Raw genomic sequence first — 15886 nt, forward strand, 5'->3', positions numbered from 1 at the left:
GTATAACCCACAGCATACATTTTTTGCTGGGGAGCAATTTTGATGAACATGAGAGTTTTGAGTGCTTTGTTGGTAAGCGCAATTTCGATTACACCGGCGGCGGCCATTGCGGACAATCAACAGGCTCCGGTTTCCGCTGCGCTGTCGGCGGCGCAGGCCGCAAAAGAAAATATCGATAGCCGCACCATCGTTGTAAAAGCTCCGCGTGGAAAAGTTGACACCGCCGTATTCGGCAAACGGCCATTCATGCGGTCACCTGTGCTATCGCCAGATGGTTCCAAGATTGCGGTGATGATGACTAAAGATGGCGTCGATAATCTTGGTTATATCGACGTAACCAAACCAGGCTCCGCCCCAGTCTTTTTTGCTCAGGCAGAAGAATTTCGCGAAGCAGGCGACCGGACAATCGGATCGTGGCGCTTCGTTGGAAACAAAACGATTGTTTTCACCGTTTTGTCCAGAGAAATTCTTGGCGGTTCGCGCTCCGACGTTAGACGCTTGGTATCCTATGACATTGAAACGAAAAAGGTGAGCCCGTTGGCCTGGGATGGCGCAGGCGGTGACGGCGCGAACATCCTATTTATCGATGACGAAAATGAGAAACTGCTTGTAGAGCGTGATGTCCTGAAAGATTTCAAATATAGCAGCAATCCAGAAGTTATTGAAGTCGACGTTCGGACCGGCAAGTTCAAAATCATAATGCGGCCCAATGTCGAGGTGGGCAGTTGGTTGGTGGACGGCAAAGGCATTGTTCGGGCCGGTGTTGGAGGCGACGGCGATAGCGGCAAGCAACGTTTAATGTATCGATCGGATGCGAACAGCGCAATGAAGACAGTCTCGAATGAGGCGGATACTACATTTACTGGTGCTCAGATCACCCCTGACATCTTTCTTGACGAACCCGATATGGCCTATGCGACGAGCAACAAGGATGGCTTGCGCAAGGTTTATAAGGTTAATTTGAAATCCATGCAGATTGTCGGAGAACCAATTTTCGGCGTCAAAGGATATGATGTCGGAAATCTCATACCGAATGAGGGGCGAAATCAGCTTGCAGGAGTTGCCTATACAAGCACGAGAGACCGTGTGCGCTGGTTTGATCAGCGTTTGGCCGAAGTGCAGAAACTGATGGATGATGATTTTGGACGCGGTAATGCGCAAATTGTTTCGACCAATGATGGCGATACCAAAATCTTGCTGTTCGTAGCAAAAGTGAACGAACCTGGCGGTTTCTATCTATTCGATACGGAAACCGGAAATATGAATCTGCTCGGTTGGTACCATCCTGTCTTAAAAGATTTTGAAATGAATCCGATGGAGTCAATCCGGTACAAGGCATCGGACGGGATGGAAATTGAAGCGGTTGTGACATATCCGCGGCATCGTCCACACCGCAAGAATTTGCCCGTCATCGTCATGCCCCATGGCGGCCCATTCGGGGTACGGGATCAGGAAGAATTTGGCTTTTTCCCCTGGCATCAATCGATGGCCGAATTGGGCTATGTCGTTATTCAGCCCAATTATCGTGGGTCGGGTGGCTATGGCAAAGAGTTTGTAAAAGAAGGTCGCAAGCCGGATGGCTATGGTTTGCGGATGCAAGATGACCTGAATGATGTCCTGACATGGTTCGGTCAATCGGGTCTGGTTGACCCCAAACGTGCGTGCATCATGGGATGGTCCTATGGAGGTTATGCCACGGCGCGCGGTGCTCAGCGGGATCCGGATAAATGGAAATGTGCGATCGCAGGTGCCGGGGTATATGACTTCCCCATGATGAAAGCATATGACACCCGCGCCTTCGGTGATTTTGGCGCCAATTTCCAGGCTACAAGCAACGATTTGATCGGGATTTCTTCTGCACGAAATACCGATGGTCCGTGGTCACCGATCCTGATTGTTGCCGGTTTACGCGATGCGCGTATTCCCATCGAACAATCGCGAACCCTGGTGTCGCGTTTGAAAAGTTCTGGCAAGAAAGAGGGTGTGGATTTCAAATATGTCGAACAACCTAAAGGAACCCACAATCTTCCTTATGAAGATGTACATATTGAATGGTTGAAAGAAGCCGAAGCTTGGGCAGAACGCTTCAATCCGGCCTATGTGTCGACCGACCCTGACAAAGCTCCGCCCGTTTCGATGACATTGGCTTCCAAATAAGCTGTGTTATTCAAGTTCGGATAAGGCCGTCTTGCTTTTCAAGGAAAAGTGGACGGCCTTTTTCATTACCATATTAGCAAATTGTTTGCTGCTTGCTGTTACGACGAACATTGACGTTCGGGGCAAGGGGCAAAATGGCGACACGGGCACTTGATGCCGCCAACAGGGCAGGGGCAATCGGTCGGCGGCTTTCGGGTTGGCGGGAGACGTTTGACCGTGGCTTTGTCGCGGCCTGGAATGACCTTGCTGGCAATGTTTCCGAACCGAACATCTTTGGCGAAAGCTGGTTCCTGCGTCCGGCTTTGGAACAGTTCGATACATCGGGTCAGGTACAAATCTTTACCCTTTGGGATGGCGATCAACTATGCGGATTGATGCCTCTGTCAACGCATCAACGATATGGTCGTTGGCCGCTTCCGCATGTGCAAAATTGGCTTCACCACAATGCCTTTTTGGGAACGCCGCTAATCCGCACGGGATATGCGGATAATTTTTGGCGCGAGTTATTTGCTGTTCTGGATACCAAACCGGGACAATCCCTGTTTTTGCATGTGAACGGCATTACGATAGGTGGCGAAATCGCCAATTCATTGGAAGATCAATGTGCTAATCAACGTAGAAACTACGGATTGGTGCATCAAACGGATAGAGCACTTCTGGAAAATGGTGTGTCTCCACAACTATATTACGAAATGGCGGTTCGTCCCAAAAAACGCAAAGAATTGCGTCGACAGAAAAACCGTCTGGCGGAAGTCGGTGGGCTGACGTTTGCGCGCGATGCCAGTGAAGTGGGTTTGGCGGAATGGATTGGCGAGTTTCTCGATCTTGAAAACCGCGGGTGGAAGGGTCGGAATGGTTCCGCCTTGGCAAGTTTCGAGTCAACCCGCGCGTTGTTTACAGAATCTGTGATTGGAGCAGCGACATTAGGCAAGCTTGAACGGCTCGATTTGCGCTTGGATGGTAAGCCGATGGCTATGTTGGTCAATTTTATTTCGGCCCCAGGCTGCTTCTCGTTCAAAACCGCGTTTGACGAAGATTTTGCCCGTTTTTCTCCGGGGGTTCTGTTGCAAATCGAAAATCTGGCGCTGCTCGATAATCCCGAAATAATGTGGTGTGACAGCTGCGCCGCGCCGGGGCATCCTATGATAGACAGTATTTGGACCGGTCGTCGGTCAATTGGTCGTTATTCGATCGCGATTGGTGGATTTGGCCGACGATCGGTTTTCGGCGCTTTCCTTAAGGCGGAGCTGGCGCGCGTTGCCGGTCGCACTGCGGGCGAAGAACAGAAAACTCTCGCAGGCGAAGTGTCATGACTTCTGTTTTCGACGCCGCCGCGCGTGAGAAGTTTGCCGATGCCTATCCTGAAACACCACATATTGTTTCCCATAATCTGCGCGATCATCCGCTCCTAACGATAGCTGCCCTCGCCGAGCTAGGAGAGCGCTTACCGACAAAATCAATCGAGTATAACAAAGGCGATCTGCCCGTGGGCATTGATCCGGATCATGTGCAAGCAAATGGATTAACTATCGGTGAGACGATCAGGAATGCCCAAACCAGTGGTAGTTGGGCCGTTTTAAAAAATATCGAACAAATTCCCGAATATAGGATCTTGTTACTGGATTTGTTGGGTGAACTAAAGCCTTGTATCGAAATAAAAACGGGTAAAATGTTGATGCCGCAGGGCTTCATCTTCGTATCCAGCCCCAATGCGGTCACACCCTATCATTTCGATCCCGAACATAACATCTTGCTTCAATTGACTGGTTCAAAAGTGATGACCCAATTCCCCGCTGGCGATCCGCTTTACGCCCCCGATCAGACACATGAAGGCTATCATACCGGCGGCCACCGTAACCTCGTCTGGCAAGATGAATTGGCGCATGGTGGGACGCAGTGGCCATTGCGTGCGGGGCAGGGCCTGTTTGTTCCGGTGATGGCACCACATCATGTGAAAAACGGGCCTGCCGTTTCGATATCCTTGTCCATCACTTGGCGCAGCGACTGGAGCTTTGCGGAGGCCGATGCGCGGGCATTCAACGGTCTTTTGCGTAAACTGGGCGTGAAGCCCAAGGCACCCGGACGTTTCCCCGCTACAAATACTGGCAAGGCCATAGCCTGGCGCATTATCAGGAAATTGCGTTCCTGATATCGGTCAAAATCTCTTGCGAAAGCTCAATTCAAATACCCGCCCTCGCGGATCAAGATATGCGGGTTGATACCCCAAGGGAACTTGCCCATTCTGATCACGTACATCGATAACATCGTTCAGGATATTTTCGATACGAAACGCAATGCGGCTCCCTTTCAAGAAAGGCGCTGCCTTGATTATGCGCGCCTGTTGATCGAAGTTGATAAAGAAAAACGCGTTGATTGCGGCAAGATCGCCGAATCTCAAATCGGTGCTACCCGGAAGGCCGGAGCCATCCGCTGTGGTGCTGCTTCTATATGCACCTTGCAGCCTTAGCCCGAAGCCTTTGTGGAACACGCCGCCGGACAATTCAACCTCGTGCCTTGACGCTCCGCCGTTCGCAGTTACCGCTGACCCGTTTAACAGATCCAGCACCGGGATTCCGGGGCGGATCAATATTTCTTCTTGAATTCGATACACATGATAAAGAGCGATGTTCCACCGGCTCGGCATTCCACCGCCTGGACCAAAACCCCGTCCGCCGCCGCGCGGGCTGTTCGCGCTTGGCGGGGGGGCTCCACGCGATCCAGCAGCACCGGGCGCCCCCCCCATTGGACCGCGACCCTGCGGTTGTTGACCAATTGCGCCTGAAATATTGAATCCCCAACGAATACGTTGGGACACTTCCCGGTCGAAGTTGACCGGACGTTGATCGATGCTTGTCAATTGCCCCGCGCCGTTGCGCGTAACACGATCCGGAAAAGCGGCTTCGATCTCCGGCGTTAACAGGGGAAAATTGGCTGATGCATTCCGGCTATTGTTATTGAAGTAACTTAGTTGAATGCCAAGATCCTTAACAAAATCCGGGTTCCAATTTGCGTTCAAGATGAAATCACGTCGTTTTTCGCCAATCAAAAACGGGTTGCCACCGCTGGCTATTGAAACGAAGAGACTTTGTCCCGTCACGAAATCAAATGTCGCGACATTTGGTGTTACAATGGTCGGATTGCCAAGTTGACCAATGCCCGGCGCATTTTCATCTCCTGTTATAGAAGCCTGAAAGGTCAGGCTTTTGAAAGGTGACCAGCGCAGACCAGCACCATATTCGGTCAAGCGACCAAAATCGGAAAGATCGCTGAAGCCGATATTTCCGTTGATGGCCCATTCGCCGATTGCGCGGCCTATTCCGAAATCACTTGCCGTCAGAGGAAATTCCGCATTGACCGAATGGGCGAATATATTGCGGCGAAGCGATACTTGTGTTTCCGATCCCAGCCTTACCGTTTCACTGTCCAGCATTTGTCGGGAAAATCCTGAAGCAAATGTCATCTGAACCTCGCCAGCGGGCAGGGCAAAAGGCGCACCGGCAATAGTGCTACGGGCGTCGATATTCTGGATACGGATATTGGCCAAGTCAGGAGCCAGAAAAACGAGATCTGACCCAAAATTTTCCAAAAATGGATTTTCAGATCCAGCTAAAACGTCGGCTCTTGATGTTGCAAAATCGATACTGTGGGTGGTAGTCGTATCGGTCTCGGTGCGCGAAAAATTGCCCGTTACAGTCCAGCGCCACCCACTGACGAGATGATTGAACGTACCGCCGGTTTGAAAACTATGGGCTTCGATTTTGCGTTCTAATGGCCTGGGTGCATTGAAAAACCGATTGATCGTCACATCATTGCCAAAGGGCGAAAACGGGCTGCTACCGGGCAAAACGAAGCTTGCACCGGGCAATCCTAATAATGCGGTGCTGTCGTTCAGAGCGTAATTGGCATTCAGCGAAATAATGGACTGAGGCCCCAACAAATAGCTCCACGTGCCATTGACCTCGAGCCTCTCGGTTCGCGGTAACAACGATCGGAATTCGCTGATGTCGCCGCTGTTGCGATTACCGGCTGTTGTTACAAATTGCGCCAGCGTAGGATTACCATTGCTAACCGGAACTCCCGCTTCTGTGACAATTCTTCCCGTCAGCGCGGATAGGGCCGGTGAGATTTCTCCGCCGCTCGTCAGCCCACTTACATTGCCGCCAAGTGCCAACAGTGAATTGTCGGCGAATACCAGGTTACGTTCGTTTTCGGTCAATTGCGTTGAATGTTCGATCTGAAGGTCAAGATTGAAACGGGTTTTTCGGCCTATTTGGGTCAATGTTGTTCCGAACTCATTGTTTCCAAGGCCGCCATCCTGGGGCTGGGCATGTTCAAATTCGGCCGCAAAAGATGAAAAATTATCCTTCAAGATAAAATTGAGAACACGCTGGTCCGGACGAAACCCATATTTTAGCGCCACCTCTTCAGGGAAGATTTGTACTTGCTTGATTGCCTCCGACGGTAAATCGCGGAGCTCGCGAAACCCGGAAATGCGTTGCCCGTTAAGTAAAATGACGGGCTGACCGCCACCCCGGCCACGCCCTGAATTCACTTGTGGTGCGAGCGCCGCCACCAGATCGGTCAGCGATGAGGCGCCGACCGCCGCAATGTCGGCTTCGCCCAATTCCTCAACTGGTGGGATATCCGTGTCAACCGAACCCCGGATGCGTTCAGCCGTTACAATGATTTCGCCGGATGATTCCGGATCAATTTCTTCGGTCAATTGGCTCGATACAATTTCGACCTGCAATGCATTGCCATATGCCAATGCTGGAAATGCAGAAGTCGAGAGCAAGATCGTACTGAATCGGATGAAAGTCATAGTGGGGAGAAGCTCAAATTTTTATTGAGGCAGAAATGCTATGCATCCGATCTTAGTAGCTGTGAAAGATGAACTTTGTCACATTTTGTCGCAATACAGCTTTTGTGCGGTGCCTCTTTCTTTTTGCACGCATTCAAGCTAAGGGCGCAGCAACTTTGGATTTTCAAGCATTTTAAGGGGCCGAATGGCAAAAGAAGAATTACTCGAAATGCGCGGGACAGTGCGTGAATTGCTGCCCAACGCCATGTTTCGTGTCGAGCTGGAAAATGGCCATGAAGTTTTGGGCCATACCGCAGGCAAAATGCGCAAAAACCGCATCCGCGTTCTGGTGGGTGATGAGGTTTTGTGCGAGCTGACCCCTTATGATCTGACCAAAGGCCGGATCACTTACCGCTTTAAGTAAGACGGCGCAGACCTTGGGTCTGGACCCTGAACTTGTTTTGGCATCTTCCAGCCCTCGCCGGCGAGACTTGTTGGCGCGTCTGGGCATTGTGCCGGGCCGCATTGCCTCGCCTGATATCGACGAGCGTCCCCGAAAGGCGGAACTTCCCCGCGTATACGCGTTGCGGATGGCTGAGGAGAAGGCACTTGCCGTGACGCGTGGTGTCGATGAAATAGTTATCGCCGGTGATACGACGGTGGCGGTCGGACGACGTATTTTGCAACAGGCCGAGAATCCCGACATGCAACGCGGCTTTCTGAAACTGTTAAGCGGCAGGCGGCATCATGTTTTGAGCGCCGTGGCCGTCATCGATACCCAAGGCAGGATGCGGAGCCGCATTTGCGACAGCATTGTGTGTTTCAAACGTCTTGGCGACGATGAGATAGAAAGTTATATCGGCTGCGGCGAAGGTCTTGGTAAAGCAGGCGGCTATGCAATTCAGGGTAGGGCGGAAGCCTTGATCGACTGGATGGCGGGAAGCCATTCTGGCGTAATAGGCTTACCATTATACGAAGCACGAATTTTGTTACGTGCGGCAGGGTATCCGGTTGACTGATCTGTGGATTGACAACGCGCCGGGTGAACGGCGTGCGGCATTGGTCGTAGATGGCGAAATCTTAGAAATTCATATCCAACGTGATATGCAACTTATTCTCGGGCAGGCTGGCTTGGGTCGCATTGAACGAAAATCGCCGTCGGGGTCTTATGTTATCACAGAAGATGGCACTGAAATACTGATCCGTGGCACGATCGATAAGCCAGATGGTGCACAAATCAGGTATGAGATCATTCGAGAGAGCATATCGGAGCCTGGTAGGGTCAAGCCCGCCGAAGCCCGCGTGACGGCGTTGTGCGAAGAAGCAGTCGATACGGAAAGCCTATGGAATGCCCGACTTGGCGCGCTGAACGCGAAGTCCCCAATATCTGTGCCCTTTGGTGATGCGTTTGACATTGCGGTTGCAGGTTCATCGAAGATTGGGGATGCCACGGTCTATTTTCAGCGCACAAAAGCGGGCGTTGTATTTGATGTCGATGGAATAGGGGATGCATCTGCCATCAATAGCATCGCCGCACAGGAAATAGCCCGATTGTTGCGGCTCTATCAGATCGGCGGAATGGTTATTATTGATTTCGTTGCGGTCGATTCGAAAAACAAAAGGCAAGAAATTGCCGACATATTCGATGTCGCTTCCCAGAATGACGGACGGGCCTTTGAACGTAGTGCGGTCAACGGGTTTGGCATGATGCAGGTTGTTCGTGGGCGACCAAGGCCATCTGTACTTGATATAATGTTCGGAACACGCATTTCGTCGCTTTCCAGTGAAACACAGGCGCTTTGGCTTTATCGCAATGCCGTCGCATCAACCGGCTTTGGTCCGCGGATCGTCACCACAAACAGTGACGTCGCAAATATCTTGCGATCGCCCAAATGGAATGCGCTGCATACGCAGTGCGAGAGGCTGATCGGGGCTTCGATGACGATTATTGTCGGTGAAAATATTACCGGCTATGGACATGTTCATGTCGCGCAAAGCTAATAAATGCCCTTTATGCCATATGCCGCAAAGCGCGGATTTCAGACCATTTTGTAGCCAGGGCTGCAAGGATCGTGATCTGCTAAAATGGCTGGATGAAGGATATCGTGTGGCGGGCCCACCTGCCGAATATGCAGATAGCATGGAAGGGTTCGATCAAGACTGATTTTGCGCTTGCCAAGGGGTATATCGCCTCTCTATAGGCTGCGCTCCCACACGGTTTTTGCCGTGTAGCCCGAGTAGCTCAGGGGTAGAGCAGCGGATTGAAAATCCGCGTGTCGGTGGTTCAAATCCGCCCTCGGGCACCATTTTCCCTCCTTAAACCAATTTCTAGCCTCCGGTAATGGGCCTAACCGCCGGTAACCTTCCTTACCCACTTCCCTGTAGGTGGGTGCGGACCCTTGCCCCTCTTCTCCTCAAAGAAAAAGCCGGAGCAGCAATGCTGCCCCAGCCTGTTCGCTTACCCTTTCGGGTGTTTAGAATTTGAAGCGGGCAACCGCACCATAAGTCCGCGGTTGGCTTGGATAGCCCGATACCGTTCGGCTTTGTGCAACGCCGTCAAATACAGTCAGAATGTATTTATCATCGAGCAAGTTACGTGCCCATAGACCAAGTTCCAGTCCGTTGCTGAGCGAAAAGGTCGTTGAAGCATTCACGAGATTAACTTCACGTTTGAAGTTATTCACACCAAAAGTCGGCAGCCCGTTATTGATCAGTGTGTTGCTTTCATGGTTGAAATCAACGCGGGTGATCAGACGGTTGCCACTTCCACCGAATTCATGGGTGTAAGTTGCCGAAGTCGAAATGCTGTATTCAGGAATACCGGCAGGCCGTTCGCCACTCAAATCGCCGAGCGGTCCAGCGGTAAAGCTGTCGAACAAGGGGTCAAGATATGTCATCGCGAATGTAAACGCCAAACCCTTGGCTGGGTTAATCTTGGCATCCAGTTCAAAACCACGCACCGATTGTTCTTCAGCGTTGCTGAGGCCGAAGCCTGTGCCGGTGAACAAAAAGCTTTGGAAACCCTTGAGTGATTGGTCAAACAAAGCCAGGTTGACACTCAATCCGGGGAACTGTGCTTTCACACCGATTTCGAAGACTTCCGCGTCCTCTGGCCCTGCAAAGCGCGAGCCAGTCAACAAATTGGGGACGGCCAAACCGGCATTCAGAATTGCTGATGCTGGCGCAAGGAAATTCGAACCACCAGTGCCGCGAATGAAATCCGTCGATGATGGACGGCTATCACGCGACAGGTTCACCGAACTGGCCTTGAAGCCCGTGGCATAGCTGAAATATGCATTGATATTGTCCGACACATCATAAGCAACGCGCAATGTGTAGCTCAAATCATCATCGCGTGTCCGGCCATCTTCCACAGCATTTGGAATATTGAGGAACGGCGGCTGGAACTGGAATGCGGCCAATCCGAGGAATGGATTAGCTGCCGATGTCGCTGCGGCAGCCAACGCGGCCTGGTTTGCGGCAGGTAATGCCAAAAACTGGGCACGGGTCGTGACGGCACCGGCTGTTGCGATTCCGATGAACGCATCAACGAGATTGATTTGACCCAGTTCATCAAACGACGTCTGGCTGAGTGCGAAATCCTTTTTGTCTTTGGTGAAGTTGAAGCCACCGGTGAAAACGAGGCCATCTAGTGGTTCGAAGTCAACGGTTCCGAATACGGACCACGACTGGTTATCCAGCGTATATGCTTCGGATGTCAGCAAGCCAGGCGAGAAAATCGAGTTTTGGGCAAGGCCAAGTGCTGCTTCGACGCCATTGAATACGGCAGGATTGCCAGCCAGCAAGGAGAAGAAAGGTCGCGCCGCTGCGCCAACTGTCAGCGAGCTGTCTTGCGTAACCGATTCATCAAAATAGAAACCGCCAAGCAAGAAATTGATCGGGCCGTCAAAATCGGATGCGATGCGTATTTCCTGTGTAAGGGTTTCGACCTGTTGGTCACGAATTTCGTTTACGATATCCGCGCTGGTGAAATCGACATCCTGATCAACAAAGTTTTTCAGTTCGCGATATGAGCTGATCGAAGTGACCGAAATCGGGCCGGATTCCCAATCAACTTGCACCGAGCCGCCATAATTGTCGACTTCGTTGACCGGCGGACGGTTCAGAAAAATGTCGTAGCTGAAGAAATCGGTGTTCAATGCGCCGCCGACACCAAATACAGCGGGAGCAGTCGGTCCAGCGACCAGCGTGCTTACGACGCAACAAATTTCGTCAATTTGCGAATAATCCAAAATTGCACGGATTTTCAGGCTTTCGGTTGGCTCAATCAACAATTGGCCGCGTGCCGTCCAGCGGTTACGATCGGAGACTTCTTCATCCAGATTGACGATCGTGCCATATCCATCACGGCGGTTGTAGCTGGCATCAACCGAAAACGCGATATTCTCGCTAATTGGGCCAGTTACATCGCCCTTGATGGTGAAGGCATTGAAATTGCCATAAGTTGCTTCGACGCTGCCGCCAAAATCATATTGTGGCTCACGGGTAATAACTGAAATAACGCCTGCAGAAGCGTTCTTGCCGAAAAGAGTCGATTGCGGTCCGTTCAGAACCTCAATGCGTTGCACATTTGCAAGGTCGTTCAAAGACGACGCAGAGCGCGAACGGAAAACGCCATCAATGAAAACACCAACCGATGGTTCGATCCCGAAGTTGTTGTCGCCATTGCCGAAACCACGGATAATGAATGTCGACGATGAAGAATTCTGCAGCTGGCTGACGCGCAATGAAGGCACAACTGTTTTTAGATCAAGAATGTCACGGATTTGAGCCTGTTCAATGGTCTCACCCGATGTAACCGAAACGGAAATCGGAATTTCCTGCAACGTCTGCTCGCGCTTTGTTGCGGTTACGATAATGACGTTTTCGTCAGCGGCCGCTTCTTCCGATTGCGGGGTTGCATCTTGTGCATATGCAATGGTTCCCATGCCGAGTGAGGCGATGCTAATAGTCGATAGCATGGATGCTTTCATCAACCGATTTGCCAAATTCATAAACTCTCTCCTGTTGTAGCTTTTGTACCGGTGTTCCGGTTTTTCATGGGGATATTATTATTTTATCGCTTCCCGGCAGGCCGTTGACCTTCCAAGAAGCTTTGCAATTTCAATAACGCCACAAATGCGGCGCAGCAATTGGATAGTTTGCAAAGCGTAAATATACTCAAATGTGCGATAAAAATGATACGGTGCCCTTAATCCGCAAATTCTGAACGGACCTTTATTGTGCCAAAAATGGTTAAGAAGTCGGAACTTCCGTCAAAAATCTGCGCGGCGTGCGAAAAACCGTTCGCATGGCGAAAGAAATGGGCGAAGGACTGGGAGCACGTCCGTTACTGTTCCGACCGTTGTCGAAGAAGCAGATAGGAAAAGTGGTGCCGGCTACAAGGTTCGAACTCGTGACCCCCTGATTACAAATCAGGTGCTCTACCAACTGAGCTAAGCCGGCACGTTGTTGGCGCCCATAGCGTCAAATGACGCCAAAGGTCCAGCCCTCTGTTGAGGCAATTGCCAAATTTAATTTGGGTGGCGCCCAGAATGTTGGATTTTCAGCGATATTTCGGAGCCATGCGGCTGTTAAAATAGCGTCGGTGGCATGGTCGGTATAGCGGTCTAGCGGATCATGCGGCAATGAATCAACATTTGCCAGGGCAGTATCGAGAGCAAATGCGTCGCGAATTTTGCTCCTGCCCTTACGCATACCCGACGCCCGCGCCGCAATTTGCGTATAAATCTCAATTATCTGTGGACCAGAGTTGGAAAGGTTGTCGAAGGGCCAAATCGGCAAAGCTTGGCCAACATAATGCAATAAACGCATACCGGCGAAACTTGCTTTGGCCACTTGCGCTGCACCGATGGCGTCATAAATTGTTGAAGGCTTGCCTCCGCCTTTGGCGTTATAGAGCGCTTCACATCTGCGCAAATGCATAAAATCTGCTTTCCGCCCGTCCGCTGCACCGAAATAGAAATGGCGGCGATGCCGATGTTCCAACAAGGATGCTGCACCCAGATCTTCATCCTTGCATTGGGCATCGACATAAGCCCAAAACGCACGCGCAGTGTCCGGCACATCATCGCCAGGCAGAAAGCTCCCGCGTTCGATGAATGGCGGCGCAAAACTGAAGTCGAATCCGATCAGCACATCATCCTGCTGCGCCAGCACCCAATCGGCCACGTCTTGTCGTGACCATATGCCACCTTTGGGGATTATCAATTGCGGCGCTGACGTGCCGGGTTCACAGACAGCAAGCGCGATACCCTTATGCCGGCTGCCCTTCGCACCTGACCAGTCCACGCACGCAAACCGAGAGAATTGGCGCGTCATATAGTCGTGCAAAGCCGATGTTTATGCACGATTGGTTCGCAGCTTTTCCCAATGCAGCAGGCGCTCGGCTATCTTATGTTCAAAACCCCGATCAACAGGTTGATAGAGCTTGGCAGGTGACAATTCGTCGGGCCAGTAATTTGCACCCGAAAATCCATCGTCGGCATCATGATCATAGGCATATCCCTTGCCATAGCCAATATCCTTCATCAGCTTGGTCGGCGCATTGAGAATATGTGCCGGCGGCATCAGGGAGCCGGTTTCGCGCGCCATTTTCCAAGCGGATTTCTGAGCCTTATAAGTCGCGTTGGATTTGGGGGCTGTGGCCAAATACAAGCAAGCCTGAACGATTGCGAGCTCACCTTCCGGGCTACCCAGAAACTCATATGCCGTCTTGGCAGCCAGGCACTGAACCAGCGCCTGCGGGTCGGCCAGACCGACATCTTCGCTTGCGAAACGGACAAGTCGGCGAAGGACATAAAGCGGTTCTTCACCCGCAACCAGCATTCGTGCCATCCAGTATAGGGCAGCCTGCGGGTCGGATCCGCGCAAGCTTTTATGCAGGGCAGAAATCAGGTTATAATGCCCTTCGCGGTCTTTATCATAGACCGGCATCCGCCGTTGTAGCAGCATGGCCATCGCCGCAGGATCAAGCGGCTTTTCAATTGTAATCGAAAACAGGGTTTCGGCTTGATTGAGCAAAAACCGTCCGTCGCCGTCGGCACTTGTTACCAAAGCGGTTCGCGCCTCTTGCGTTACCGGCAGCGCGCGTTGCTCGATCTCTTCGGCCCTTGTGAGCAGTGTGTCGAGCGCGGCTTCATTAAGCCGGTGCAATATCATCACCTGAGAGCGGGACAATAATGCAGCATTTAATTCAAAGGACGGGTTTTCCGTGGTGGCCCCGATCAGCGTGACTACGCCGCTTTCGACAAAGGGAAGGAAACCATCCTGCTGGGCGCGGTTGAAACGATGTATCTCGTCTACAAACAGCAAGGTCTTCTTGCCTGTTCGCGCGATAGTTTCAGCTTCTGCAAAAGCCTTTTTAAGATCAGCGACACCCGAAAACACGGCCGATATCGCTTTGTAATGCATATCTACGGCGTCGGCGAGCAACCGGGCGATACTTGTTTTTCCGGTCCCCGGTGGTCCCCATAGGATCATCGACGATAACTTGCCCGCCGCCACCATTCGCCCGATCGCCCCGTGCGGACCTGTCAAATGTTCCTGACCGATAATTTCGGAGAGTTTCGCGGGCCGCAGCCGGTCGGCAAGCGGACCATTTGCCGGAACATGTTTTGACACTTCAGGTGCGCCGAACAGATCTGACATCAAGCGGCCATCGTTCGGGCCGCGCGCTGACGGATTAGGCGGATATAGGTATCGGCAACCGTCTGATTGATCGCATCCCAGCTATAATTAAGCGAACGCATTTCCCCCGCTTGGCCATGTTGATGACGCAGGTCTGATTGTGTGCAATAATTCTGCAGAACGTCGGCGAACTGGTTGATTGCACCGGGCGTTATCAAGCGACCGGAAACCTTGTCTTCCACCAAACTCTGGCTACCTGTAGCTTTTGCGGCAACTACCGGAAGGCCGCACGCCATAGCCTCCAACGTGACATTGCCAAATGTCTCGGTGATGCTGGGGTTGAAGAGCAAATCCATGCTGGCCACCGCCCGGCCAAGATCATTCCCGCCCTGGAAACCGACAAAGCGCGCATGTGGCAACCGGCTTTCAAACCAGCTGCGGGCCGGGCCTTCACCGATAACCATCACCTGATGCGCTACTTCACGTCGACGAAGCTGGTCAATGGCATCGGAGAAGACATCAAGGCCCTTTTCCATGACCAGACGGCCAAGAAATCCAATCACGGGACTTTCATCGGTCAACCCGTGCAACCTTCGCCAATCCATATCCCGGCGTTGCGGGTTGAAAATGTCGCGGTCGACCCCGCGGGACCAGATGTCGATGTCATAATTCATCCGCTGTTCGCGCAAAACCTGGGCAAAGCTCTCCGATGGCGCAACCAGAGCATCGCATTTCCGGTAAAGCTTGCGAAGCCATGCTTCGACCAGCGGTTCTACGAACGACATGTTATAATAACGAAAATACGTCTCAAATCGTGTGTGAACCGAACACAGTACGGGCAGGTTTCGCTTTCTTGCCCAACTGGCAGCCTGCCGTGCAACGCGGTCCGGGCTTGAGATGTGGACCACATTCGGACCAAAAGCCTCCAGGTCCTGTTTTACTTTGCGCGATAAAGATAACGGAATGCGGTATTCCGGGCGATTGGGAATAGCCATGGAAGGAACGCTGACCAAGTCGCCGGTGGGCGGAAATGCCGGTTTGTTGATGGTTGGGGAATAGACGCGAACGGATGCGCCTTGCCGCAATAAATAGCCGACAAGCCGGTTTAACGCCTGATTTGCGCCGTCCCGCACATAATTATAATTGCCGCTGAACAGGGCAATGCGAAGATCGCTGGTTTGCATGGGCACGCTTTTAGACAGGGGAGTGCGGATTGCCAATGAGAATGGAAGGAATACGTGTCTCGACTTCACTCGACACGAACGGGTAAGGGGAGCA

At 51.9% G+C, this 15886-nt stretch carries 13 protein-coding genes and 2 tRNA genes; 9 read left to right on the forward strand and 6 right to left on the reverse strand.

Features of this window, described 5'->3' with window-relative positions; translation table 11 throughout:
- The first annotated feature begins 42 nt into the window (after positions 1 to 42).
- From ACKVOS_RS01765 to ACKVOS_RS01775, 3 genes are all read left to right on the forward strand, one after another.
- The gene (locus ACKVOS_RS01765) at positions 43 to 2157 is read left to right on the forward strand and encodes an alpha/beta hydrolase family protein (protein WP_409210307.1); all 2115 of its coding nucleotides are present in this window, start codon (positions 43 to 45) and stop codon (positions 2155 to 2157) included.
- 134 nt (positions 2158 to 2291) lie between these two features.
- On the forward strand, positions 2292 to 3470 hold the full coding sequence (locus ACKVOS_RS01770; RefSeq protein WP_409210308.1) for a GNAT family N-acetyltransferase: 1179 nt from the start codon (positions 2292 to 2294) through the stop codon (positions 3468 to 3470).
- Positions 3467 to 4306: a transcriptional regulator gene (locus ACKVOS_RS01775; RefSeq protein WP_409210309.1), complete on the forward strand. Its 840-nt coding sequence runs from the start codon at positions 3467 to 3469 to the stop codon at positions 4304 to 4306. The genes ACKVOS_RS01770 and ACKVOS_RS01775 overlap by 4 nt, the downstream gene beginning before the upstream one ends.
- A gap of 6 nt (positions 4307 to 4312) precedes the next feature.
- Here the strand turns inward: ACKVOS_RS01775 and ACKVOS_RS01780 are convergent, their stop codons facing one another.
- On the reverse strand, positions 4313 to 6979 hold the full coding sequence (locus ACKVOS_RS01780) for a hypothetical protein (protein WP_409210310.1): 2667 nt from the start codon (positions 6977 to 6979) through the stop codon (positions 4313 to 4315).
- 184 nt (positions 6980 to 7163) lie between these two features.
- Between ACKVOS_RS01780 and infA the strand changes: the two genes are divergently transcribed.
- The 5 genes from infA to ACKVOS_RS01805 all read left to right on the forward strand — a co-directional run bounded on the left by infA (position 7164) and on the right by ACKVOS_RS01805 (position 9264).
- On the forward strand, positions 7164 to 7382 hold the full coding sequence (gene infA / locus ACKVOS_RS01785; protein WP_125230427.1) for a translation initiation factor IF-1: 219 nt from the start codon (positions 7164 to 7166) through the stop codon (positions 7380 to 7382).
- Between the two features lie 19 nt (positions 7383 to 7401).
- On the forward strand, positions 7402 to 7977 hold the full coding sequence (locus ACKVOS_RS01790; RefSeq protein WP_409210443.1) for a Maf family protein: 576 nt from the start codon (positions 7402 to 7404) through the stop codon (positions 7975 to 7977).
- Entirely contained in the window at positions 7970 to 8959 is a 990-nt protein-coding gene (locus tag ACKVOS_RS01795; RefSeq protein ID WP_409210311.1) for a ribonuclease E/G, read from the forward strand. Before ACKVOS_RS01790 ends, ACKVOS_RS01795 begins: the two co-directional genes overlap by 8 nt.
- A complete protein-coding gene (locus tag ACKVOS_RS01800; protein WP_409210312.1) occupies positions 8943 to 9122 on the forward strand; it encodes a DNA gyrase inhibitor YacG in 180 nt (59 codons plus the stop codon). The genes ACKVOS_RS01795 and ACKVOS_RS01800 overlap by 17 nt, the downstream gene beginning before the upstream one ends.
- 67 nt (positions 9123 to 9189) lie before the next feature.
- Positions 9190 to 9264, forward strand: a tRNA-Phe gene (locus ACKVOS_RS01805).
- Between the two features lie 168 nt (positions 9265 to 9432).
- On the opposite strand, the gene ACKVOS_RS01810 is transcribed toward ACKVOS_RS01805, so the two are convergent.
- Complete coding sequence (locus tag ACKVOS_RS01810; protein ID WP_409210313.1) at positions 9433 to 11973, reverse strand: TonB-dependent receptor; 2541 nt, start codon at positions 11971 to 11973, stop codon at positions 9433 to 9435.
- Between the two features lie 237 nt (positions 11974 to 12210).
- Here ACKVOS_RS01810 and ACKVOS_RS01815 point away from each other — a divergent pair, with 237 nt between their 5' ends.
- Positions 12211 to 12342, forward strand: coding sequence for a DUF2256 domain-containing protein (locus ACKVOS_RS01815; protein ID WP_409210314.1), 132 nt, complete (start codon positions 12211 to 12213; stop codon positions 12340 to 12342).
- A 6-nt stretch (positions 12343 to 12348) separates the two neighbouring features.
- On the opposite strand, the gene ACKVOS_RS01820 is transcribed toward ACKVOS_RS01815, so the two are convergent.
- The 4 genes from ACKVOS_RS01820 to ACKVOS_RS01835 all read right to left on the reverse strand — a co-directional run bounded on the left by ACKVOS_RS01820 (position 12349) and on the right by ACKVOS_RS01835 (position 15792).
- Positions 12349 to 12424 (reverse strand) — tRNA-Thr (locus ACKVOS_RS01820).
- Positions 12425 to 12445: 21 nt separating this feature from the next.
- Positions 12446 to 13300 (reverse strand): hypothetical protein, encoded by an 855-nt coding sequence (locus ACKVOS_RS01825; protein WP_409210315.1) that lies wholly within the window; start codon positions 13298 to 13300, stop codon positions 12446 to 12448.
- A gap of 21 nt (positions 13301 to 13321) precedes the next feature.
- On the reverse strand, positions 13322 to 14629 hold the full coding sequence (locus ACKVOS_RS01830) for a replication-associated recombination protein A (protein ID WP_409210316.1): 1308 nt from the start codon (positions 14627 to 14629) through the stop codon (positions 13322 to 13324).
- The gene (locus ACKVOS_RS01835) at positions 14629 to 15792 is read right to left on the reverse strand and encodes a glycosyltransferase family 4 protein (protein WP_409210317.1); all 1164 of its coding nucleotides are present in this window, start codon (positions 15790 to 15792) and stop codon (positions 14629 to 14631) included. Before ACKVOS_RS01835 ends, ACKVOS_RS01830 begins: the two co-directional genes overlap by 1 nt.
- Positions 15793 to 15886: the final 94 nt, after the last annotated feature.

The organism is Sphingorhabdus sp. (genome assembly GCF_046154385.1).
In the GTDB taxonomy this organism is placed as follows: Bacteria; Pseudomonadota; Alphaproteobacteria; order Sphingomonadales; family Sphingomonadaceae; genus Sphingorhabdus_B.

What these genes read in the sequence shown, in the direction of transcription:
- ACKVOS_RS01765 (WP_409210307.1), top strand. Translation starts at nt 43, where the DNA reads ATGAACATGAGAGTTTTGAGTGCTTTGTTGGTAAGCGCAATTTCGATT.
- ACKVOS_RS01770 (WP_409210308.1), top strand. Translation starts at nt 2,292, where the DNA reads ATGGCGACACGGGCACTTGATGCCGCCAACAGGGCAGGGGCAATCGGT.
- ACKVOS_RS01775 (WP_409210309.1), top strand. Translation starts at nt 3,467, where the DNA reads ATGACTTCTGTTTTCGACGCCGCCGCGCGTGAGAAGTTTGCCGATGCC.
- ACKVOS_RS01780 (WP_409210310.1), bottom strand. Translation starts at nt 6,979, where the DNA reads ATGACTTTCATCCGATTCAGTACGATCTTGCTCTCGACTTCTGCATTT.
- infA (WP_125230427.1), top strand. Translation starts at nt 7,164, where the DNA reads ATGGCAAAAGAAGAATTACTCGAAATGCGCGGGACAGTGCGTGAATTG.
- ACKVOS_RS01800 (WP_409210312.1), top strand. Translation starts at nt 8,943, where the DNA reads ATGTCGCGCAAAGCTAATAAATGCCCTTTATGCCATATGCCGCAAAGC.
- ACKVOS_RS01810 (WP_409210313.1), bottom strand. Translation starts at nt 11,973, where the DNA reads ATGAATTTGGCAAATCGGTTGATGAAAGCATCCATGCTATCGACTATT.
- ACKVOS_RS01815 (WP_409210314.1), top strand. Translation starts at nt 12,211, where the DNA reads ATGGTTAAGAAGTCGGAACTTCCGTCAAAAATCTGCGCGGCGTGCGAA.
- ACKVOS_RS01825 (WP_409210315.1), bottom strand. Translation starts at nt 13,300, where the DNA reads ATGACGCGCCAATTCTCTCGGTTTGCGTGCGTGGACTGGTCAGGTGCG.
- ACKVOS_RS01830 (WP_409210316.1), bottom strand. Translation starts at nt 14,629, where the DNA reads ATGTCAGATCTGTTCGGCGCACCTGAAGTGTCAAAACATGTTCCGGCA.
- ACKVOS_RS01835 (WP_409210317.1), bottom strand. Translation starts at nt 15,792, where the DNA reads ATGCAAACCAGCGATCTTCGCATTGCCCTGTTCAGCGGCAATTATAAT.